Origin of the sequence: Sphingobacterium lactis (assembly GCF_051951495.1) — a bacterium.
GTDB classification, from domain to species: Bacteria; Bacteroidota; Bacteroidia; order Sphingobacteriales; family Sphingobacteriaceae; genus Sphingobacterium; species Sphingobacterium lactis_A.
Map to the genome: position 1 here is coordinate 1,229,993 of NZ_JBNHAS010000001.1, position 23,472 is coordinate 1,253,464.

Consider the following 23,472-nt stretch of genomic DNA (forward strand, 5'->3'; position numbering starts at 1 on the left):
ACTAAATACTTAATACTAAATACTTCTTTTACCGTCTAAGTTGATCCCAAAATACGTCTTGACGGTGGTTTTTATTTCCTTTTCCGTTGTTTGCCTTATGGTGTTTCTTTTGTTGACCTGGGGCATAACGTTTGGCGGATTTACCACCATATCTCTTTTTTGCTTGTCCTGGAGGCAAATGTCCGTGTCTGTGGTCATGTACATAACATGAACTCACCGAAAATGCCATTATCGCTATTAAAAGTAATCCTAAAAATCGTTTCATAGTCTTCAATTCTTGTTAATATTGCATGATAAACCAAATACCAAGCCAAATATTGGACAATATAATTCTGAAGAGGTTTAAATGTTTAAACTTTAGTTGTCTATTAATTGATAAAATGCGTTTAGACCTTTGTTATTGAAGGTCATTTGACCTTCTATTTTAGCTTTTTGATCTGTCTCGGCTACAGCAAATAAATTAAACGAACTTATTTTATCATATGCCGGGAGCCATCCAAGATACTTCGCTCCTACTGCGTGTTGTTTGTACTGCAGATTTAGAACATTTGCATGTTGTTTCCAAGGAATAGCTTGATCAAGTGCTAATGATCCAGTACTCATACGCAACAGATTAGATTGTGCTGCTTTATTGAATTTATAAAATAGTTTTTCAGGCAGGTAACTTAACAAGTGTGGAGAAGCCATTAAATTAATGGTTAGATCTGGCACTTGAGTTTGTTGAAGCTCTTTCTTTTCAACCATTTCAAAATTATCATCATAATCATAGCTGATAATCGTATCGGTTTGACTAAGCTCCTTATTGCTCATCCGAATACTAAGGTAATTTCCAACATATCTTTCTAAGCTATCAAAGGGTAGCTTTAGGGAATCCACAAGTGCTTGTTGGCTCTTCAACAACAAAGCTAAATCACTATTAATTTCTGCCCGGATTATGTCATTGGCTCCATCATCCTGAAAAATACTATTGGCTTGTTTTGGAAAACGAAACAAGGTGGAACTAATCTCTCCTTGTATATCTGCTGTTCCATTGTTAAACTGCACAGAAAACCAATTGTTGTCCTTGTTAAACCAAGTAATATCAGAACGATGATCAGCAGGAAACTTATCCATAAACGCAGTTGCTAGTTGCCAATCCTGTTGATCAGATGTTAATAGATTACTCATCATAGCAGTATCTGCTATTCTATCTTTGCTAAGTGAAAACAATAGCTTTTGTTGGTCTACAAGAATATGAATATGCTTTTTACTATATAATTTTTGTGTTTTATCTGAACTGCGATAAGCACTATCCACTGTTAATTCCAACTTATCAGTTAGAAACTGATGTAGTTTTTCACCATTGGTGACCTTTAGTACCGCATAATATTGATTAGCATTTTGATCTAAAGAGAATAAATATAAGTTAGCGGGCAATTCCACACCTATGTTCCAAACTTTGGTCTTTTTGGTTCCAGTGGCATCTCTTTCTCTAGCTCCATAATATTCATTCCAGTTACTCAAAGAATTCTTTCCCATGGCCCAAATAAGCTCATCTACGTCCATCTTTAAGACAGACTGAGTATTTACAGGGATTCGGATATTTTTTGCTTGTGAGGCCCTAAAAGCCTTATAAGCAAAAAGACTTATGGCAAGTACTGCCATAAGTCCTAGTAAACTAAATATTGTTATTTTAATAATGCGCATAGGCTAGTCATTTAATCGCAATGAAATTTTATTCAAAGCATCAATCAAAAAAGATACCGCATTGCTTTTTGTTTTCGGGAAATCTAATCCTAATTCAAAAGGAAGGTGATTACCTTTCATTTTTCCATTTAAGTAATAGAAGTTTCCATATTGGCTTAACTCATTCACTGTTTCTTCCATGCTACGGTGAACTGGCAAATCCAATTCATCAATTAACACAGGTACTTGTTTGGTATTGAATACAACAGCGATATTATTCTTTTTCGCCATGTTCACAAACTCTGAATGACCTTTACCACGGAATTGATTGTTCTTAATTGCTTGTAATTTCTCTAAATCATTGGAAATGAAAACAATTCCTTTGTCAATTAATATATGAGGAACAATGCCTGTTGACTTATCAAATTTCAATTCGAAAATACCATCACGATCAGTACCTGCACCTTCAGATTTAGCTAAATTTAGGATCTGCTGATAAATTCTTGTATCATCAGAAGAGAACATCCACATGAATTGGGGTACATTTTCAGTTTTAGTACGTTGTACTTCTTTAGCATTGTAATCATCATCGTATTCATAATCTGTGTAAGTAACTTCGGTTTTAGTTACTCCGTTAAATACCAATAAATGATCACCTTTCATTACTTTAGCTAAGGCTTTTTCATCTAAGGCTACATCAAAGATCGTTGACATCAATTCGATTCCTTTAGCAACCTTGTTATCTCCCATTGAGCCATAGTATTTTTTAACTAAAGTAGGAAGATGCTTGATATAGGCTTCAGAATTGATATTGATAGATGCAAACCCCAATGCTTTTTCATCCAAGAAATTATAAAATTTAGGATTCAGCTTATGTTTGTAAATTTCTTTATAGTATTTAGTTAAGTCTTTGTCTACTTCCATATCACCAACCATCTTCATCGTATTACCATCAACAACAATAGATGAGGCTAATGATTTGATTCCGGTATCAAATTTAAAAGCAGTCCCAAAAGCACTGTACATAATATCCATCGGATAATAATATTTATAGAAATCATTGATTTCCTTTACTTCTACACGAACCAGTTCATTGTCTTTTAAGTTCTGTAAAGTTTTGGACTGATAAGAATTCCCTTGATTGCTTAGTAGTTGAGTAAAGTGCTCATTAACCCATTTTGCTACTAAAGTATTCTTAATACTATCATTATGATTTTGAATTTTACGATATTGAAGATAATAATCATCTTGATATTCTTCTCTATCCAATACAGAATCAACTGCATCAAAGTCATCTGGAGATACAATAACTGCAGGTGGAGCTGCTGGTGGAGGAACAACAACATTCTCCTCATTTGTACCTTCTACCACTTCTGTAGCTTCTTCTGCTTGTTCAGCTGCTTCTTCTGCAGCTTCTGCAGCTTCTTCCATAGCCTCCAACTCTGTCTCAGACCATTCTTCTGTAACTACAGTATCCGGTACTGCTTCTACTACACTATAATCATCAGTTGCTACAACATCATCATAGGTACTTTCCTCTAGCAAACCATAACGATCTTGGTTAACTTTTCTAGAGAAATGAATATCCATAGCTATCCCATTCAAGATATATAGATTTTGATTATCCCAGGATACACGCATTGTTTTATTATTGTTGTAGATGGTTTTTAAACCATTTACATTTTCAATCTTTTTGCTGTCTGGAATCAATGCTTCAAATTGAGAAGGATTAGATAATGGAATCAAAGAACCAACGTATTGTACACTATCGGTCAACTGCATATACACATAAGCTTTTGATTTAATATCAATTCCAAAATCTTCTAGGTTTTCAGAAGTGACTTTACTTTTTTTACCGATTACGTTTTTGAAAAATCCGAAATTCTTAAAAAGATTATTCATCTCACTTACATCGACATGCTTAAAGAATGCCTTGCCATTAATGGCCATAACAACCTTAGCATCAGCTGGAACACGTTGTAGGAGATCCTGAGCTTGGAGCTTTCCTCCTATCCCAAGGATAATTAAACATATCGCAAGTTTTACGATCTTCATACTTTTTATTTATAGGGTTAATGTTTATTTAAGATCAATTGTATTGCTCAAGTTTGCTTTTCCGTTCACGAGGTCAGGAACACTTACTTTAAGCATAACGGCTTGTTTATTTGGTGAAACCTTTGCAGCTGAATTCTTTTGGCTTTCTACAGCAGTATCAAAACGGTAAATACAGGTATAGAATGCTTGATTAAATGAATTTCTATTTTCAGGTCTTAGTTTCTCGAATTCCTTCTTGGCTTCAGGACTATGTTTATAGCTCCTTTGCAGCACCTTTGTGCTTTTGTTAAAGGCATAGCTCGAATAACTGTTAATTTTGGCTTTAAAGTGGCTGGAAAGAGTTTGTGTGTATGCATTTAATGCCTCAACGTTGGAAAAGTCACAGGAGATACTAGCAATATAATTATTAAAGTCTAACCGGCTTTGTACATTACTGATTCCTTTGGTGTTTTTTAATAATTGAACAATAACAGCCATTTCTTTTTTTATTTCAGTCTGATTAGGAATCTTAATACCGTCAATCTTATCCAACTTCATTAATGATGCTGCCTTCGTTTTGCTTTTACTCAAGTTTAAAGTTCCTTGAATAGATCCAGAGCCATTGGATTTTAAATTTATTTCTTCAACTATATCAAAACAAGAGGTAAATGATAAGGTGATAAGGATACAAAGAATAAATGTTAGTGTCTTTTTCATATGTATGTTTTGCAAAAGTAAACATATAAATACCATTGTAGAAATGAAATCTCTTTTATGGGAAATAATGCTACTTCAATATTGCTAATAAATGTTTTAAAGCTACAAAATTCCTTGACTTAGCTACATGGCTTATATCGATTATTTATATAAATAAGGTAATTCAAAGGTAATTTGTAGCTATAACGCTATAAAAATAAGTGTATAAAAAAAGACGGTTTCAATAGGAAACCGTCTTTTTATTTTATTTCAAAAAATCTTAATAGGAATACTTTTCAACTGATTTAATTTGATTATTACCTTCCGTAAAAACCAAAGTAGGTTGATAAGTCTCTGCTTCGTCCGGACTTAAATTAATGAATGATAATATATGTACGGTATCCCCTTCTTTAGCATGTAATGCTGCACCTCCATTCATACACACTTCACCACTTCCACGTTCGCCAGGCAACACGTATGTCATGATACGACTTCCATTCACAGCATTATTGATATAAACTTGTTCATACTTAACAATTCCTGCTGCATCTAATAGATCGGCATCAATCGTGATCGAGCCATTATAGGCTACATTTGCTTCAGTTACTTTTACGGTGTGTATTTTTGCTTTTAATAATGTTAATTCCATAGAATTTATACTTAGATAGATTTTTTAATGGCGTCGTCCGCCAGATTTATAGATTTAAAAATTATTTGTTGATTACTTTGTTTCAATACATGTTTGTTATTATGAATATCAAATGTGAACTCATAAGGTAAATCATAGGCGAACATTTGATCTGGAAGGGCTTGAACCTGATATTCTAAGTTTCCTAAATAATCAAACTTATAAACTTCAAAAGTCATTCCTGTTTTTCCTAAATAATACCAAGCCCCCTCACCTAGCCCACCTAACCACTGTGCTTCCTTTGGAATATGAGCAGGTCTTAAAGGTTCATGAATATGACCTAGCCGATCATCATCAGGTAAATCCTTAGATGCTGATTTGCTAAAGTTAGGCTTTAATATTTGAATTTGGTACTTTAATGATTCCCATCGATTTAAATCCCAATGGTTTATTCCATTATCTTGATAACGAACAATGGACTTATCGCTGGAGGCATTGACTACATTACTGGTAGGACTTGCCTTTAAGCTTTCAGGATAAAGAATCTTATTAATTCTTTTATCATCCTTAGGCATTCCTTCACATAATATTTGTGCCACATATCGAGAACAGGAGTTATTACTAGGTGCCAATGCCCCGTAAAGGACAGGTCCTTTGTCCACCAATATTTCAGCAAATGCTACTGCTTTTTGGAAAGAAACACCATAGGCTAGCGAACAAAGTAACATGCCTCCTCCATGAGTCGCAGATTCTTTAGATTTGAGCTCTTGAAGGATTTCTTCCAGATTGGTTAATTTCCCTTCACTGTCGCATCTAGCTATCGTATGGAGTTCTAGTCGAGGATCAAACATGGCAGAACGTGCTCTTCCAAAACCTCTTGGAGTTAAATAACGTCCAAAGTCAAAATATCGGAGTTCACCAGTCCTTCTCTCGATCAAGACAATAGCTGCATGACCGACTTTAAAGTTTAGATTTTTTACAATTCCTATCTTTTTCAAGATAGCCATCCATATCTCATCTCCCCGAGCAGTTTGATCGGGCCAAGCTAATGGTAAAGCAATATCTTGATAACTATACATGTTTAAAACCTAAATCTCCGTTTTTATTACCTGCTTTATTGGAATACAATTTTTCTAAATATCGATCGCCATGATCTGGAAATATTAAAACCATTCGATCCGAACTTTTTAAATTCATTACATCAACATGTTCATCTAAAGCTGCTAAGACCGCTGCACTGGAATACCCAGTTAACTGTTTATTCTGGTGACTAAATAGATGTGCGATCTTTTTAGCCTTATCTGCTGATACCTGAAATACCTGATCAACCACCGATGGATCAAATGATCCAGGTATAAATGTTCTCCCTATTCCTTCTATGGGATCAAATTTTGGTTGATCTTCTGGAATGGGCAAATCCTGTACTATTAGTTGATAAATGGAATTTATTGGTTCTACTCCCCATACCTGAATATTTGGATTCTTCTCCTTTAAATATTTACCAATACCTGATATCGTCCCTCCTGTCCCCATACCAATTAGTACATGTGTAACTTGACCTTCCATCTGCTGCCAAATCTCTCGACCTGTTGTTTGATAATGCGCCTCGATATTAGCCTCATTATAGTATTGATTGGTGAAATATGCTTCTGGATGTTGGTCAGCAAATGTTTTTGCTTTAAATTGTGTAGAATTTTCATCCAGTGGCCCATTAGAATTCAAACAAACTTCCACCTGTGCACCCAAGCGTTGTAGCATAAGGATCTTTTCTAAAGATGTGGACTTAGATACAAATATTTTGCATTGAAATCCCAATTCACGTGCAATAAGAGCCAAACTAATTCCTGTATTGCCACTACTAGCTTCGACAAAAACACCACCATCAGGGATTTTATTATGCTGGATAGCATCTTGAACCATATACCAGGCAACCCTATCTTTAGAGGAACCACCAGGATTCCGAAATTCCTCTTTTATCCATATCCCTGTGCCATATTGCCTACTTAAAGCCTCATGCTCCACTAATGCGGTGTTTCCAATGTTGTCTTTTATCAATGTTTTTCTCCTGAAATATTTAAGGTTTTGTTTCTCAATAAACGAAAGCAAATAGCTTTTATTTTATTATAACTATCATAACAAGTAGAATATTCCCAAAAACCGTACTAATTCAGGTGTTTGTAACTCAAATAATACATTTTACCTTTAGAATAGGATTTTATACTATTAAGATAATAAAAATATTCCATAAAGTATGGTTATCAAAAATCGCCATTTCCGCAACTCAATTATTTTTATAGTTTTGTGGTATTAAAACATATTACTATGAAACCAAAAACTATAATCAGTGCAATTGTGATTGCTTTAATCTTGATTATTTTATTTAACAATAAAGAAGAAGCAAGCTTTTGGTTATTTACAGACATCAAAACTTCCAAACTTTTCATCTTAGGGGCCTTCTTTCTAATTGGGGTATTGGTTGGTGCAATTGTCTTCAGAAGGAAAAACAAGCATCCTAAAGAATACGGCGTCACTAATCCAAATGGTCCAACATTATCTGATGAGGATTCCGAATTTATAAGACAAGACGACGATCTTACTGATGAAGATCGGGAATATATACGAAGAGATTAAGAGAAAAAGGCTCAGCTTTCATCAGCTGAGCCTTTTTCATTTTTAGGAGGACTTTGTTTAGATTTTTTCATTCGCCCAGCCTTTTGTAAGCTGTTATGAATAATATAATCTATCTGACCATTTACACTTCTAAATTCATCTTGTGCCCATTTTTCCAATAGCTTGTACACATCTTCATCGATCCTGATCACAAAACTTTTCTTCATTGTGTTTCGTATTTTCTATTATTTATGATTAATTGTAAAGTGTTCCTGTATTGACTATTGGTTGTGCAGCTTTCTCACCACATAATACAACCATAAGGTTGCTCACCATGGCTGCTTTCTTTTCATCATCAAGTTCTACTATACCTTCCTGAGAAAGTTTCTTCAGCGCCATATCAACCATTCCTACAGCCCCTTCGACGATCTTTGCACGTGCAGCTACTATAGCAGATGCTTGCTGACGCTGTAGCATGGCTCCCGCAATTTCAGGTGCATAAGCCAAATGACTAATTCTAGCTTCTTCTACTACGATTCCTGCTTTTGCAAGACGCTCTGACAATTCATTCTCTAATATCCTATTTACTTCCTCACCACCATCACGTAGAGTAAGCTGTGCATTTTCATCTTCTAGATTATCATAAGCAAAACTAACGGCCAAATGACGTACGGCAGCCTCACTTTGTACCCTTACGTAATCGGTATAGCTCTGCACATCATACGCTGCCTTAAAGGTATCCCCTACTTTCCATACGATCACAGCTCCAATTTCAATTGGATTCCCCATCTTATCATTGACTTTTAAAGTTTGTCCTTGTAGGTTCTCTGAACGTAAGCTAATCTTTTGAGCCGTGAAAAACGGATTGATAAAAAATAAGCCATTCGCTTTTATTGTACCCACATAATTACCGAATAGGTTTAAAACACGTGAATGGTTTGGATTTACGATGATCAATCCTTTAACAATGACAATAAAAACAATAAAAGAAATTAAGATAAGGATTCCATATCCGTAGGATTCATTTGCTGCAATCTGGTAAAACGAAAACCCAATGGCAAACAAGGAGATAAACAGGAATACTAAGGCTAAATATCCTGAAGTTGGTTTAATAATCTTTTTCATTATAAAGATATTATTGATATTAAAATGATATCATAAATATATCAATTATTTTGAATATTATTTATAACAAAATATTGAGAAATTACTAAAAACTGTGTTTCTGCTATTTGAGTAGCGGTTAGAAGGTGATAAAATTAATTCTTTCAGTATGAGGGGGTTTTAGGAATAGTTGGAATTATTTAAACTTTTTATTTGCAATATTAATTGAAAACCCTACCTTTGCATCACTTCAAACAACGAAGTGGTTCTTAACATAAGAAATCAGATTCCGTAGCTCAGCTGGTAGAGCAATACACTTTTAATGTATGGGTCCTGGGTTCGAATCCCAGCGGGATCACAAAAAAAGCCTCACAGAAATGTGAGGCTTTTTTTGTATCCGATGGGTTCGAACGTTGCGAAGCCGGTTCGACCCGTTAGGGGCCTCAAGGTATGCGTGCGGGACAAGAGTGGCTGAGGCAACTTCCTGCGGAATTATTTTACTGGCAATATAGACTCATAAAACCTATACAAATCACCTTGTCATAGGCTTCAAAATTGTTATGAAAGAACAATTGAATTTGTATGAATTAATCTCAAATAATCCTCGTATTTTCCGGCTATTCCGACTTATTTTTCGTAAATTAGAGTATTCACAAAACATCTAACTAGATCCTGTTTTGACAATAATTTTCATTCTTATTATTAGCTTTTTAGCTTCATTAGTCCGATCAACTTTAGGGTTTGGTGAGGCTTTAATAGCAGTTCCGTTTTTCCTTTTATTCTTGCCAGTAGATGTAGCAGTTCCTTTGGCAGTTATGTTGTCCATCGTGATTGCCCTTGTGGTTGTGATACAAGACCATAAAAAAATCCATTTTCACAGTGCCAAATGGTTGATTATTTATGCTATCCTTGGTCTGCCTTTAGGAATTCTAATATTGACCTATGTAAATGAAACATTCGTTAAAACTGGTCTTGGATTACTCATTATCTCGTATTCAATATATTCGCTCTATTTTAAAAGAAATAAGACCTTGCAAGAAGACAATAAGCTCTGGCTATTCGTTTGTGGTTTTTTATCAGGAGTATTTGGAGGCGCATATGGTGTGAATGGCCCGCCATTGGTTGTTTATGGAAATTTAAGGCAATGGAGTGCAAAACACTTTAGGGCGACCTTACAAGCATACTTTTTACCTGTAAGCTTATTAAGCGTCGTGGGATACTTTTCAAAGGGATTGATTACGAGAGAAGTTAACACCTACTTTCTCTATTCTCTAATTACTACCATTCCGGCCATTTTTTTAGGCAGGCATCTAAATCATAAATTAAAAGATGGTACATTTTTCAAATATGTTTATTGGGGATTAATGGTAATAAGCGTTGTTTTGATTGTCAGCACTTTAGTGTAATTAGATAATCCTTCATTGCGCCCTATCTTTTCCAAAAAAACAACCTTAATCTTCGTAATTACTGAATCGTCTTCATTAATCGATAAAGAGTTGATTAATATTCTTGAAAATTAAAAAGTAGAAATATAATTTTTGGTTTAACCCTTTATACCTAGGAATAGACATACTAATCCTAAACAGTGTGTGTATGGATTAGCTGATTATTCCAACAAATTTATGTCAACATTTTTATAAATCTCAAGAGAGCTATCCATAAATAATAACAAATAAAGCAGCCCATAAAAGTTCCAACTATAACGATTATGAATTTTAACCAAACATTTATTTCTATAGGAAAAACCAAAGAAGATATGGAATACAGCACGATCATATGAATCATATAAATAGGATAAACTGTAGGACTCAAAACCTTCAACAGTTTGCAATTCTTATTAAGATATTTATAACCAAAAGCAAAAATTGTAAATATCCAAATATTCGATTCTAACACTAATAGCAGGTTGTTAACCTTCATTTGTGGCATGTAAAATCTGTGTATTAATAACATAATCGCTAGAATTAATAAGATGTACCTCCAGCTTTTCAGCATTTCCCAAAATTTGGAGCCGACCATAACAAAACAAAACCCGAAAAAGAAAGATAATAACCCCAAAAAGAAACCATGCCAAGTCATAGCATACAATTCAAAAATCGCTGGTTTTGCCCAAGCAACCTCAATCATAAAAAACAGAATTACCATAAGCAGTCCAAATGGCGAACCAAGTAGTTTTTTAAATACAAGGACAAATCGACTTCCTGCAGGCTTTTTAAAATAAGCAAACAATGGAAAGAGGATTAAGATGTATAAAAGGATATTCCCTAAGAACCACAAGTGCCCTGGATTTGGCAAATAACTAATTTCAGTTCCATAAAAGGATTGAAAAATATAGTTATGAACTGGTACCAGGATAAAAATTCCTAAGATAAACGGAATAAGAATTCTTCTACCTCTTTCTAAAAAAAGCTGATTCCAAGTTCTGTTTTGAAGAGCAAAATAAACGCCCATACCGGAAATAAAAAACAACAAAGGTATTCTCCAGATATTGAAAATCGCCATGATTGCCCATAAATTCGGTAAAGAAGGATCATTACTTATAAATCCGATCATGATCCCCCAACCTTGAAAACCGATGGAGGTATGATAAATTATGAGAAGACCAATTGCGATTACTCGCAATGCATCAATATCATAGCGTCTATTATTTGACACTTCAGGCTTCTTATTCATCATTATTTAAGCAAAGACGCAATTTGAGGTCTAGTTTTCTCGATATAGTTAAAATCTAATTTGAGACCAGCAGGTGCAAGTATGGCTGCTAAACCTTTGTAAATTTCTTTCACCTCCATATATGGCCCAGATACAGTTTGGTAAGCAGTCTGTCCATATTTGTTTTTAATGGATTTATTTGCCCCCTTCTTCAAGAGTAATTTTACAATATCCGGTCTACAAAAAAATGCTGCTGTATGTAATGCTGTAGATCCATCTTTGTTTTGTGTATTCAAATCTACAGGTGCATCGATCAACATTTTTACCATCTCTGTTCTTCCAAAAACAGCAGCTGTGATTAATGGAGTTGATGCATTCATTGGCTCCTTCTCAGCTAAACTTGTTTTAGTATCAATATACTTTTGTAAAATCTCTTTATTATCGGTAATAATGGCCGTGTGGATATCAATCTTTGGCTTCTCGGATCTTTTGGAATTATTTTGTCCATTACATGAATTAATAATAAATAGGCTAAATAAGAGTAAGCTAAATAAGGCTGTTTGACAAAAAGTTTTCGTAATCATATTCTTTTTTTTAATTGATTTATTTAAATAGGTTTATAAATTATTCTGATTTGAATGATTCAATTTCTTTATAGAAAGCTAATGCACGTTCCACTGATTTACCTCCTGAACCTGCTATCAATGTTCTATACCATTTCTTTTTTAAATTCTCCATATTTTGATTTCTATATAGCCAATAAGCTAGGTATGTAAAACTCCCAGTTAATAAGATTTGAAAGATGATGTAAGGCATGCCTACTTGTCCAGGAAACCAAGTATCATTCAGATATAAGGTCGTCCAGAAGGGTAATTGCAATACCATTATCTTGGTATGATTGACTATAGAAAATTGAAGAAAGGATATTCTCTGCTGTATTTCAGTTATGCTACCATCGTAATCGATGTTATTTACCAAAATCAAATGCTTAATGTAATCAAACAAGCCTCTTAGATTAATTAGAAAGATGGCAGTTAGTGAGATAATAAAATAAAAAGGAAACAGCGGGAGATGGCTAAAGGCATAAACTAACAACCATCCTAATATTAGTAAATAGTGAATAAATGAAACAATTCCTATGGTTTTTAATCTTCTCAAGGACCCCATAGATGATTTAGCCTTTTGATTAATAGTTTCAAAAAGCAGTTTTTTATTGATTGTTAGTGTTTGTTCAACCTTATCATTTTGAGTCTTCCAGAGATACAATAATTCATTATCTTCCATCTTAATTAATATTTATTTGATAAAACCTTCTCTTTAATACTTTTTTAATTCTATTGATTTTTGTAGCGACATTTGTTTCCGAAATCCCTATTATCTTAGATATTTCTTTGTAACTCTTTTCTTCTAAGTATAACAACATCAAGGCTCTTTCTAATTCTTTTAATTCCTGAATGAATTTTATTAATAGACCTATCTCTTCCTCTTTAGCATTAGCTTCATCCGCTTCTAAAAAAGAATACCATCCGAATTAAGGTTGATATTATTCAATCTTTTAGATTCCTTTCGATAAAATGAAATAGCGACATTTAAGGATATTTTATATATCCAAGTTGAGTATTCATACTTATGATTATAATTATCAAATGACTTCCACAGTTGAATAATTATTTCCTGAATCAGATCCTTTCTATCCTCAGATTCTTTACAATAAGAGTTAGCAATCTTGTATAAGATGCCCTTATGGGTTTGAATAACATCGAGAAAAAGATCAGACTTTTTTGAAGCGCTCATTTTGTTAAAAGGGTCAGTATTAATTCAATTTCAATTGAAATATCCATTTTCTTAATTATTCGTAGGAACAATAAATAAATCACAGCTGAGCTAAAATATTTTTATTATAAAAATAACTTGAACGACTCACAAATCAATAAAACACTAATAATCAATATGATAATATATAAAAACAATAAACTTAATGAAGATGTTCAAATAGTTATATTAACAATTGGCATTTTTTATCTTGAAAATGATTACTCTAATATTTATTCACCAAAACATAACCATCCCCTCACCAGCACCTAAAAGTTGACCTCTCACTTAATAAAACAACTTCAACACAAGCAATACCCCAATTCCGAATAAAATGAAAAATTAAATTATCCTTAAAGGCCAAATGCTTAAATCATTAATTTTGGTGATGAAAAAATTCAAGTCACTTATCTACATTGCATTCTTTTTAATTCATAATGAATACATATGCTCAAATAGACTATTCCCTAAACAGCAAATTAGAAAAAATGACAAAAGCTTCAATTATAGGTGATTACCAAGAAATATATGATGCAACATCTCCCCGCCTTATTAGGATAATGGGTGGCAAAGAAAAGGCATTAAGCTTAATGAAGGAATCATTTTTATCATTGGAGAAGGATCATAACCTTAAAATTGATACTGTGATTAATAACAACAAATTAAAAATAGAACAATTAGGTGATATAAAATATAAAATTATTCCTCAATTTATCATTATGTCTCTGAAAGGAAGGGAGGAAAAGTTAGTCAGCATGACCAATTTATTGGCAATAAAAGAAAACGAAAAATCCGACTGGAAATTTATGGATATAAATAATTTTGATAAGGGTAAAATAACCTATTTACTACCTGAATTCAAAAACAAAAATACCCTAAATATAAAAGTAGAAGAAAAGCCCATTCTTGTACCTAATAAAGATTTACAGCTAATATTATTACAACTAGAAAAAACCTTGGATTCTTATTATAATTTGTAGCATTTCTAATTGCAACATATTTCTACTTAAAACCGTGTATTTTTGCAACATCCTCTATCCTATTAATTTGACTTAAATGACGAATAATATGATTGATGATAAATTGAAAAGTATCATCCAATTTTAGCTATACTTTTAATGGCCCTTTCTAGTGGTATCATCCCTATTTCTTTCTACTTTCCAAGGTGTTTCCTAGGGGTTTGATTCGACACTCCTTCGGATCTCCTTCGGAACTTGTTCGGAACTCCTTCGGATCTCGTTCGGTTCACACCGAACGAGATCCCAACAAGATCCGTCCAAAATCCAAAGATATTCCTTTAGAAATACGAAGCAAACACAAGGAAGATTGGGTTGAATAGGTAAGTCAATAATAAGGAACTAGTTCGATCTCAAGTTCAAATCTAACCTCAAAAACATTACCCTTATCCCCTATTTACATCCTCTACTTGTCAAAATGAAATGACCTAGTAATTTTATTATTTTGCTGATCATAAACGGTGCAATTAACATGGTAATGAGCTGAGGGTGCATTCGTCATGTCAATTCCTTCTGAAAAATTATAGGATGTAACGCCCTTTATCTGATTATGGTTATAAATTACAGTCTTATTCCATACGGACGATTGAATCTCCAATTCAATTCGATCAATTTTCAACTTTGCAAGGATGGTTGCTTCTACTTTGACAATACTGCCATCTATTCTAAATTTCACATTATTAAACTCCGGCAAATTCGGATTGTTTTCAATTTTAAGGGTATCTCTCACAATTTTCGTATTTCCTTTTAAATCCTTCAGGATAAATAAAAAATTGTGTAGTCCGGGTTTTATACCCTTGGGAATTAAGATATGCTGATGAAACATAGCTTCCTTCAAGCCATTAAATCCTTCTTTATAAGTTCGGTCAAAGGCAAAGCCATATCCAGAAACCTGAGGTGTAATTTCAACTTTTACCTGATCTAGGCCATGTTTCGCTTCTATCAGACCTTCTATATGCAAGTCAGAACCTGCATATACAATTTTACTGTTTTTACTGCCGATTTCGATATCCCTAATCTCTAAAGATTCCAAATCTTTAGGTTCAAATTCGCTTTTTTGGCAGTTAACAGTAATTAGCAAAAAAAGGCAAAAAAAGATCAATAAATTTCTATTCATACTTTTTTATAAATTTCCCTATTGTTGTTGGTATGCTCCAAAATAAAAAAGTCCAGAAGAACGGAATACCGTCAGTTGCTTATCAACCACAAAACCTATTTCAGTTGTAGTACCATTTTTATATTTAAAGGCTGAATTATTGATCAATTCATATTGATTTTTGGTTTCCAATCCACTTAATTGCTCTGCTGATCCATAATTCAAATCAGTAGAACTGAATTTATAAAACCAAGAAGATTTATTTAATGCTGGTCCCATTTTATACTCCTCTCCTTTGTAGGTCTTTCCTGATAACATATTCTGTTCTGGAATCTTAATTAACGCACCTGTTGTTTTATATTCCATAGTCAAAGCGCGATAATAAGCACTGGTCAATTCATGCTTTTCATTGATAGCAAATCTGGCAGTTCGAAAGTTATCCTTATTCTCAACCACAACAATTAAAGAATCTTTCGTTAAGCTATATGAACCTGTCAAATCATTACCCGTGCCCATAAAAACAGCTTTATTATCTGCTAAAAGCTTAATCAAATAAATGCTCTTATAAGAATCACTCTTTGGGCTTATTGTACCTGCGATATAGTGATTAGTGATATCAAAAGTTTCAGGTTTATCTGGCTCTAAATTTTCATTTTTTTGACAACTAGCGCCTAGAACTCCCATTAGGACAATTACTGTTGTCCACTTATTAAGTTTTACCATTTTCTTAAATATATAGTTAATGCAATATTGTTGCAAATGTAGTGATTTATGTGGTTTACGCAACATTGTAGCATTAAATTTATATTAATTATTATTCTACAATTCCGCTCCATTTATCTTGACATAAAATAATCTTTTGTATTTCAGAAGAATAAAGAAACCAAGCAAATTCTCAAGCTTAATTTAATTCAGGCACTTTAATTGACGATTAAAATGTATGGAAAAACTCACATTAGCTTCCTATATCATTTCTGACAAAAGATATACAGTTAGAGCTTTAAATAAGATCGATCTATCAAAATTCGTTAATATTGATGATGTTGGTCAATTGGATTCTTCTAAGATTGATCCTGATTATATAACTGGGGCAATCATTATGAAGTATAATGATCAAACCATTTTGGATTATAGTGATTGGGATGATCTAAATTATTTTTGGCCTTATTTTATCGATGCTCTTGATGAATTGCTGGAAAACAATAACAGCAAATTCTCATTTCCTAGTCAAGCATTGCCGGTAAATATGGAGATTGTAAAAGATCGATTAATATTTCAAGTTGGTCAGCATAGACTCAACATGCAGGCAAGAGATTTTTACGAAATCGTGCTAGTTGAAGGAAATAAATTTTATAAAGCTCTGTTGGAATTATTTCCAAGATTCGAGTCAGAATATAATTCAGAACTACAGAAAATTGATCAACTTATTAAAAAGTCAAAAGTTAAGTTTTCGAAATATGGCTAAGGGTCAAGGTTAGTTTTTATGCGATTAAGGACTAGAATTCTTTTAGCTTTCTAAAAGAATTCAAAGTAATAAACTGTCCCTAATGCCTTGGTAACGGGAAATAAGGACAGTTAAAATATTCTAAATCATATTTGAAATCTAAACTTATTTAGAATAAAATTTGTAAATAACCTTATTGCCAGGATCAGATACATAAACATTACCTTTCCTATCAATACAAATATCATTTGGCCTAGACATTTTGGTTCTACCTAAAGATCCGACTTCAAATCCAGAACCATTTAAACCACTTAATGTTAATAAACTTCCTAAAACTATTTTCCTTAAAGCCACACCTCGAACACCATCTAGAAAAAATAGATTATTATTAATATTATTAAAAGTCATTTTTATTGGTACCATGACACTTCCTACATCTAAAGGTCCATCAATCCACCTATATAATTTATCAGTGGCAACAGTTGTTATTACATTATTTTTATAATTTTGGATTTGGCGAGGTTTATTGGTATCATTAAAATAAAATTCATTTTTATCAACTATTGCAAATTGCCTTACTCTTTTTGACTCGAATCCTTTCACTAAGGTCGCTTGACCAGAATTAACATCAAAAAAATAAAGTCTTCCATTAGAATCAGATATTAATACATTACCCATAAAATCACTTTTCATTAGATTTGGATTAAATGGGAGTTCAGTTAAAGTTGAAACCTCAGCTTGAGGTGTGATTTTACGGATTAATTTAGAGGAAGATTCAGAGACTAACAAATTATCATATTTATCGATAGCTAAACCAAGTATTCTATTAAAACTTGCTAGTTTGCCAATACCATTAACGAGACTGCCTTTTCCTCCTCCTGCAAAAACATCTATTTCTCCTGTTGGACTTATTTTTTTAATCAAATTATTGTCATGTACAAAGATGTTTCCTTTAGAATCAGCAATTATTAGGTCAATTCTATTAAATAATGCATTGTCTCTTCCATTTGCAAATATTAGGGAACCTGTATGCTCAAAATTTAATCCATGAGCAACTTTACCATTGACTTCCACAGTAACTTGTCCAGACTTTGCTTCCTCAGGTAAATTTAATTTCAATTCTGTATCATTTGCACTTTTAACATTTGCTTGTACACCGTTGAAAAAGACCTTGTTTTCATGAATGTTCTTTGAAAATCCCATTCCTGTTATTGTTATTTCCTCTCCGGAAATTCCATTTGAAGGATTTATATTTAATAATCCCAAATTTTGAACAAGAAAATCTGGCCAATTCACTTTTTGATCATTAACAGCTAAAGAAATATCACCATTTGATGCCCCTTTAGGAATTTTCACTTTTAATTCTCGTTGGTTAACTTTTGTAATCTCGGCTAATACGCCATTGAAATATATTTTATTTTCTTCAGCAATTGTTGAAAAAAAGTCTCCTGTTATGGTTACTTCAGAATCTTCAGGGCCACTCAGCGGCACAACCTTTTCAATAATAGGCTTCGGTGTAACTGTAAAAATAGGTCCAGGCAACTTTAACTTTCCAAAAGCAACTGTAATTTGTCCTGACTTAACTTCTGTTGGTGCGATGACCACCATTTGCGTTTCACTAACTTCGACAACCTCTGCTAGCTTGCCATTGAAATCCACAACTGTATTCTGTTTGTCCAATTCAAAACCCATTCCTGAAATCGTCACACGAGTTCCCATGCCACCTTTTAAAGGTTTTACGCCTAAGATTTCCTGATATCGAAAACTTTGACCTTTACTCTCCTTTCCATTTACATGGACCTCAACTGCCCCTGTCCCAGTTCCTTTAGGCACCTCAGCATACAATACCGTATCCGAAGCACTAACCACAGATAATTCCTTCTCATTAATTATAACCTTGGCGGGATCCAATTCACCTGCAAACCCAGAACCTTTAATCTTTATTACCGTGCCTGAAGAACCGTTTGCAGGAGAAATACCCTTAATGGTTAAATCTTGATAAGTAAACTTCCCAATATTCTTTGTGGAAGATTCATGTTTAACAACAATTTCTCCACTAAAGGATTTACTGGGTGCCATAAATACAAGTTTGTTTTTAGTTACACTTACAACATCTGCTTCGTTTTCAGCTATACTGATCTTATAAGCATCCAAATTAGCTTCTAGGTTCTCTCCTTCAATAGTAATTAAAGTACCTGGACCACCTGAATTTGGATAAAACTCAGAAAATATAGGGTCAAGTTTTTTTACTAAAACCTCTTTCTTCTTACACGCATAATTAACAATAACCCCTAAAAAGAACAAAACTATAGTTACTCTTAATAGAACAGATATATTCATTTTCATGATTTCATAATTTTATAATAATTAACATTCCTATTTTTTCTTTGGCATTTTTTAAAAGGAATATCGAACTCCTAATTGCATTTGTGCTCTTGAGTTGAAATAATCGATACTGTAAGGTTTTCCTGGATTTTGAAAGGTATAAACTGGCCAAGCATCCTTATTTTGTTTATTTGGAAAGAGCGTTGGAGTCAATCCTATACTACTGGTCGAGTTAAAAGTGTTTGGTGAAAAATATTGGATTCCCCAATTCGAATGGATTAAATTAGTTAAGTTCATAACATCCAAGGAGATAGTAAAATTTCTTGAACTTGATTTATTAAAATAAATATCATGAGCTATTTGCAAATCAGCTTGGTAGTTCCAAGGTGTTCTTGCTTTATTACGTTCTGTGAATTGACCTCTCCTACTTGTCAAATACGAATTCGCATCGATAAATTCATTAAAAGCCCTAGCTTGATCATTCGCAGATTGACCTCCTGGGATATCTCTAAAATAATGAAGAGCCTCCGATCTTTGAGGTATATAGACTAAGCTTACTTGTTGGGGCAACCCTTGCACACTGTAATTCACTATACCGTAAGAAAACGGTGCGCCAGATTGCGCTTGGAAAAATAAACTGATATTTGTCCGATTTGAATTCTTCCAAAAAACATTATAGGACAAATTAGAAACAATGCGATGTGGAATATCAAAATTACTTACAGCTAGGCTTGGATTATTAGGAATTAAAGATTGGTTTAACTGCCAATTACTCTCCATGGAGTTTCTCACTCCATTACTAAGATCACGGGCTTGTCCATACGTATAACTAAAGGACCCCCTGAATAAATTCTTCCAAGTTTTGGAAATAGTACCTGTTAGGTTATAACGATACCCTTGTTTTGTTTGGCTCAGTAAATAAACATTTGAAAATCGACTATCAACTGTTCCGCTGTAAAATGGTTGTTGTTTATTGGAATCATTTCCATACCAAAGCGTATAATCTCTGTTGTTTACTTGCTGAAAAAGGATATCATTTAAATTTTTGGTATAAATCCCCTCGAAAGAAAATTTCCAATCCTGTTCTGTTTTAAAATCAATTGCTAGGCTATTCCTAAAAACTTGAGGCATGGTAAAACCATTGTCAATTAAATCGACTTGTGTTTTTCCGGAATTTGGATCATTTAATACTGCTCCGTTATTTTTAATAAATTCAGCAATGCCCATTTCCGACGGCTTAATAGCATCAGTACCAGTGGCAAATGCTTTCGCATCAGCACGTTGATCAAAGGCACCATAACCATTCCCTGTATTGTAATAAGCATAGGCAATCCAAGCCAATGGAATCCTTCCGGTAAATAATCCTGCTCCCCCTCTAATAATTAATCGTTCATCTGGTAATACATTCCACTTGAAACCTAGTCTAGGTGAAAAACTCACCTTATTAAAATAATCGTTTTCTAAACGTGAAATTGGTGTATAGGAATAGGTATTTCCAAAATTTGGATCGGGTACAATATTTTTAATTTTATCGCTCAATAAAGGTTTTTGTGGCAAATGAGTAAAATCAAGCCTTAATCCGGGGGTAATACTCAAATCATTGTTTACACGGATTTCATCTTGCGCATATAGACTATACATATTAACATTAAAATTTGCGGCAGGATTATTTTGATTATAGGCTCTTGAATTATTTACATAATTATAAGTTCCTCTAACACGATAAGGGTTATTATTTAAAAAATCGGAAATGTTATTATAATCCACACGTCCATTCCATGCATTTACAAAACCATATTGAATTTGATATAATTCATTATGAGTTCCAAAAAGCAACTTATGAATGCCTTTATTCCATTTCAGATTGTACGAAAGCTCCCAAGTACGTTGTTTCATATCAAAGATGCTGGCTTCGCGATCTGTACCTAAATAAATCGTTGTTCCAGGAGTTCTTCCTTGAATTTGAACTTGGGGCAATGCAGGATTACTTAAAGGGTTTCGTTTATCATTTACCAAGGTAAAACCAACAATAGCATTGGATGACAAATTATTCGAAAACCTACTTTTAAGCTCAGCAACTGTACTTGTTTGAAAATTTTGCTGCTCAAAAGCCATGCTACTGAATCGGAAATCCTGTTGATCCCTATCCATATGAGAAGCCTTACTGTTAATGGTATTGTTTCTAATTGCCAATTGATGGCTTGAGGAAATATTCCAATCCAAGCGGTTAAAAAATTTCATCGAATTACTCCAATTCGTAAAATTATCTGCAGTTCCTGCATCAAAAATATTTCCATATCTATTTATTACAGTGTTTTTAATGGCTTCTGCATCATCCAGGTTTAGAATATGAGCTGTTTCCATGCTGCCAGCGACTAATTGACTCGGGTCCCTTCTTCTCACTATTTCCTCATTACTAAAGAAATACAATTTATCTTTTATGATAGGGAAACCTAAGCGAAAACCCGCCTGGTAATCCTGAAAATCACCATCAATTTTACCTAATGAGCCTATTCTATCTGCCGCGACTAATGATGCATTTCTTCCATAGGCATAAAATGAACCAGAAAAGGTATTGGATCCACTGCGTGTGACTGCATTTATGGATCCACCGGTAAAATTCCCGATCTTAACATCATAAGGCGCTAAGTAGACTTGGATATCCTGAATGGCATCAAGAGAAATCGGATTGGTCCTTGTTGAACTTCCGATCATACCTGAAGTACCCGTTTGTCCTCCTAATGAAGGAGAAAAACCAATAGCATCATTATTAACAGCACCATCAATCGTTACATTATTATATCGAAAATTTGAACCTGCAAAACTATTATCCCGACTTCCTTGAGCAGTCAACCTAGTCATATCAGTTATTGATCGACTAATCGTCGGTAGATTTTTGAGCTCCTCTGCACTGATATACTTTCCTATACCATATTGATCAACGACTTGCCCCTGGCCCCTTCCTTTCACCACTATTTCTTCCAATGCTAAGGATAGACTTGTTAATATAAAATTCACTTGCTCCGATCCTCCTAATCTGACTATAATATCGCTTCTTAGTTCCTCTTTCATTCCTTGCATATTAGCTTTTATGTGATAGGGACCGCCTAAGCGAATATTGTCAAAATAATATCGACCACTCTTATCAGTAGCTGTGCTGTATTTTGTATTCGTAGGAAGGTGAATAGCTTCTATGGTAGCAGATTGAATAGCTTCCAAATTTTGATTTGTAATCTTTCCGGATATAGATCCGGATGTTTCTTGCCCCTGCAGCCTAGCACACAGGAATATAAGTATCCATAAGCTCCAAAATTTTGAGCTTGCAGATAATTTAACTTGTATCATTTTCATTAGAAAAGTTCTATTTACCTAAATAGTAATTTCATTGATTTCGTAAAAAAATATTAATTGATTAGGGATGAGTTTTGATGACCGAATCAATGATGTGGAGAACGCCATTACCTGTAAGCGTATTTGGTTTGATAATTTTTATATCTGAGCTGTTAGCTATACCTCTTATGACTAAGGATTCATGATCATTTCTGTCCCTTATTAATTTTAACAGAATGGAACGTTCATCATTCATCAATTGCTTACGTTCCTTTGATTGACCAATTGTAAAGATAAATTCATCTAAAAAACGTGCATCGATCATGGAATGGGTTTTAACGAATGAGGCTAATTCCTTTTCTTCTCTCTTATCTATTTCTTCCAATGAATTCAAACCAAATGCAATCATGGCTTTATTATTAGGAACGAAAACAGTTTGAAGCATTTTTTGCTCATACTGTTTTTGCAATCCTGCACGAAATATTGCCCTTGCAAATAATGTTAATTCAGGATCAGCAGAAATAGCATGAAATAAATTCTGGTGAATGTTTGTTTCCAGAACCTTATCTATAACCCAGATAGAGCCATTGGATGCAGAAATAGGATGTAAAAACACGCGCGAACCATTAATACTGATAACGGTGTCTTTGTTATATACCCATTTTGTTAGAAACATTTTCCCGCCTCTGGATTCCAGTTCTTGACTGAACATAAAGGGTAGTTTTTTGAAATCATAGGCTCCATCTAAAATGTGGTATCTTGTAAGGTTACTCAAAACGTCATGTGATTCCATTATTAAATCCCTAATATTTCCATATCCTTTATTCACGAATGCTACATTGGTAGGAGCTAATACGGTAAAAGGGCCAGGAGAGTTTAATAAATCAGAAAACTTGCTTTTTTGTACAGCAATATGAAATGAACTGAGGCTAAAATTATCGGCAATAACCGGGCTGATATTATTCGTTTTGGAGTTGATCTCTAATTCAGAAACTTTATTGCATGAAAACATGCTATGAAGAAGAAAAAAACATAATATATGGTAAAATAATGTTCTCAT

23 protein-coding genes and 1 tRNA gene are annotated in these 23,472 nt (G+C 33.6%); 5 read left to right on the plus strand and 19 right to left on the minus strand.

Annotated elements, in window-relative coordinates:
- Positions 1-28: 28 nt before the first annotated feature.
- From ACP6L2_RS05285 to ACP6L2_RS05315, 7 genes are all read right to left on the minus strand, one after another.
- Entirely contained in the window at positions 29-265 is a 237-nt protein-coding gene (locus tag ACP6L2_RS05285; protein ID WP_440508239.1) for a quinol oxidase subunit 4, read from the minus strand.
- A gap of 92 nt (positions 266-357) precedes the next feature.
- Positions 358-1,644, minus strand: coding sequence for a hypothetical protein (locus ACP6L2_RS05290; RefSeq protein WP_440508240.1), 1,287 nt, complete (start codon positions 1,642-1,644; stop codon positions 358-360).
- A gap of 45 nt (positions 1,645-1,689) precedes the next feature.
- Complete coding sequence (locus ACP6L2_RS05295) at positions 1,690-3,720, minus strand: hypothetical protein (protein ID WP_440508241.1); 2,031 nt, start codon at positions 3,718-3,720, stop codon at positions 1,690-1,692.
- A 24-nt stretch (positions 3,721-3,744) separates the two neighbouring features.
- Entirely contained in the window at positions 3,745-4,416 is a 672-nt protein-coding gene (locus tag ACP6L2_RS05300) for a hypothetical protein (protein ID WP_440508242.1), read from the minus strand.
- Between the two features lie 259 nt (positions 4,417-4,675).
- Positions 4,676-5,044 (minus strand): aspartate 1-decarboxylase, encoded by a 369-nt coding sequence (gene panD, locus ACP6L2_RS05305; protein WP_440508243.1) that lies wholly within the window; start codon positions 5,042-5,044, stop codon positions 4,676-4,678.
- 11 nt (positions 5,045-5,055) lie between these two features.
- Entirely contained in the window at positions 5,056-6,102 is a 1,047-nt protein-coding gene (locus ACP6L2_RS05310) for a DUF6695 family protein (protein ID WP_440508244.1), read from the minus strand.
- Positions 6,095-7,078, minus strand: a complete 984-nt coding sequence (locus tag ACP6L2_RS05315) for a PLP-dependent cysteine synthase family protein (RefSeq protein ID WP_440508245.1) — start codon at positions 7,076-7,078, stop codon at positions 6,095-6,097. Before ACP6L2_RS05315 ends, ACP6L2_RS05310 begins: the two co-directional genes overlap by 8 nt.
- Before the next feature lie 267 nt (positions 7,079-7,345).
- On the opposite strand from ACP6L2_RS05315, the gene ACP6L2_RS05320 reads away from it, so the two are divergent.
- On the plus strand, positions 7,346-7,654 hold the full coding sequence (locus tag ACP6L2_RS05320; protein ID WP_344674250.1) for a hypothetical protein: 309 nt from the start codon (positions 7,346-7,348) through the stop codon (positions 7,652-7,654).
- 11 nt (positions 7,655-7,665) lie between these two features.
- On the opposite strand, the gene ACP6L2_RS05325 is transcribed toward ACP6L2_RS05320, so the two are convergent.
- Both ACP6L2_RS05325 and ACP6L2_RS05330 read right to left on the minus strand, forming a co-directional pair.
- Positions 7,666-7,860 (minus strand): Arc family DNA-binding protein, encoded by a 195-nt coding sequence (locus ACP6L2_RS05325; RefSeq protein WP_440508246.1) that lies wholly within the window; start codon positions 7,858-7,860, stop codon positions 7,666-7,668.
- 28 nt (positions 7,861-7,888) lie between these two features.
- Positions 7,889-8,758: an SPFH domain-containing protein gene (locus ACP6L2_RS05330; protein WP_440508247.1), complete on the minus strand. Its 870-nt coding sequence runs from the start codon at positions 8,756-8,758 to the stop codon at positions 7,889-7,891.
- A 264-nt stretch (positions 8,759-9,022) separates the two neighbouring features.
- On the opposite strand from ACP6L2_RS05330, the gene ACP6L2_RS05335 reads away from it, so the two are divergent.
- Positions 9,023-9,095: transfer RNA gene (locus ACP6L2_RS05335), tRNA-Lys, on the plus strand.
- A gap of 319 nt (positions 9,096-9,414) precedes the next feature.
- The gene (locus tag ACP6L2_RS05340; protein ID WP_440508248.1) at positions 9,415-10,143 is read left to right on the plus strand and encodes a sulfite exporter TauE/SafE family protein; all 729 of its coding nucleotides are present in this window, start codon (positions 9,415-9,417) and stop codon (positions 10,141-10,143) included.
- A gap of 214 nt (positions 10,144-10,357) precedes the next feature.
- Here the strand turns inward: ACP6L2_RS05340 and ACP6L2_RS05345 are convergent, their stop codons facing one another.
- Genes ACP6L2_RS05345 through ACP6L2_RS05365 form a run of 5 tightly spaced genes read right to left on the minus strand, consistent with a single transcriptional unit; the run spans position 10,358 to position 13,183 of the window.
- Positions 10,358-11,413, minus strand: a complete 1,056-nt coding sequence (locus ACP6L2_RS05345) for an acyltransferase family protein (RefSeq protein WP_440508249.1) — start codon at positions 11,411-11,413, stop codon at positions 10,358-10,360.
- Entirely contained in the window at positions 11,413-11,973 is a 561-nt protein-coding gene (locus ACP6L2_RS05350) for an ankyrin repeat domain-containing protein (protein WP_440508250.1), read from the minus strand. The genes ACP6L2_RS05345 and ACP6L2_RS05350 overlap by 1 nt, the downstream gene beginning before the upstream one ends.
- 40 nt (positions 11,974-12,013) lie before the next feature.
- A complete protein-coding gene (locus ACP6L2_RS05355) occupies positions 12,014-12,673 on the minus strand; it encodes a hypothetical protein (protein ID WP_440508251.1) in 660 nt (219 codons plus the stop codon).
- A gap of 1 nt (position 12,674) precedes the next feature.
- A complete protein-coding gene (locus ACP6L2_RS05360) occupies positions 12,675-12,866 on the minus strand; it encodes an RNA polymerase sigma factor (RefSeq protein WP_440508678.1) in 192 nt (63 codons plus the stop codon).
- Positions 12,867-12,898: 32 nt separating this feature from the next.
- Positions 12,899-13,183, minus strand: a complete 285-nt coding sequence (locus ACP6L2_RS05365) for an RNA polymerase sigma factor (protein WP_440508252.1) — start codon at positions 13,181-13,183, stop codon at positions 12,899-12,901.
- Positions 13,184-13,689: 506 nt separating this feature from the next.
- Between ACP6L2_RS05365 and ACP6L2_RS05370 the strand changes: the two genes are divergently transcribed.
- On the plus strand, positions 13,690-14,181 hold the full coding sequence (locus ACP6L2_RS05370) for a hypothetical protein (RefSeq protein ID WP_440508253.1): 492 nt from the start codon (positions 13,690-13,692) through the stop codon (positions 14,179-14,181).
- A gap of 442 nt (positions 14,182-14,623) precedes the next feature.
- On the opposite strand, the gene ACP6L2_RS05375 is transcribed toward ACP6L2_RS05370, so the two are convergent.
- Both ACP6L2_RS05375 and ACP6L2_RS05380 read right to left on the minus strand, forming a co-directional pair.
- Entirely contained in the window at positions 14,624-15,334 is a 711-nt protein-coding gene (locus ACP6L2_RS05375; protein ID WP_440508254.1) for a DUF4625 domain-containing protein, read from the minus strand.
- Positions 15,335-15,352: 18 nt separating this feature from the next.
- Positions 15,353-16,036, minus strand: coding sequence for a hypothetical protein (locus ACP6L2_RS05380; protein WP_440508255.1), 684 nt, complete (start codon positions 16,034-16,036; stop codon positions 15,353-15,355).
- A gap of 217 nt (positions 16,037-16,253) precedes the next feature.
- On the opposite strand from ACP6L2_RS05380, the gene ACP6L2_RS05385 reads away from it, so the two are divergent.
- The gene (locus ACP6L2_RS05385) at positions 16,254-16,778 is read left to right on the plus strand and encodes a hypothetical protein (RefSeq protein WP_440508256.1); all 525 of its coding nucleotides are present in this window, start codon (positions 16,254-16,256) and stop codon (positions 16,776-16,778) included.
- Between the two features lie 144 nt (positions 16,779-16,922).
- On the opposite strand, the gene ACP6L2_RS05390 is transcribed toward ACP6L2_RS05385, so the two are convergent.
- The 3 genes from ACP6L2_RS05390 to ACP6L2_RS05400 form a co-directional block, all read right to left on the minus strand.
- Positions 16,923-19,103, minus strand: coding sequence for an IPT/TIG domain-containing protein (locus ACP6L2_RS05390; protein ID WP_440508257.1), 2,181 nt, complete (start codon positions 19,101-19,103; stop codon positions 16,923-16,925).
- Positions 19,104-19,154: 51 nt separating this feature from the next.
- The gene (locus ACP6L2_RS05395; protein ID WP_440508258.1) at positions 19,155-22,433 is read right to left on the minus strand and encodes a TonB-dependent receptor; all 3,279 of its coding nucleotides are present in this window, start codon (positions 22,431-22,433) and stop codon (positions 19,155-19,157) included.
- A gap of 61 nt (positions 22,434-22,494) precedes the next feature.
- The gene (locus ACP6L2_RS05400) at positions 22,495-23,472 is read right to left on the minus strand and encodes a fasciclin domain-containing protein (RefSeq protein ID WP_440508259.1); all 978 of its coding nucleotides are present in this window, start codon (positions 23,470-23,472) and stop codon (positions 22,495-22,497) included.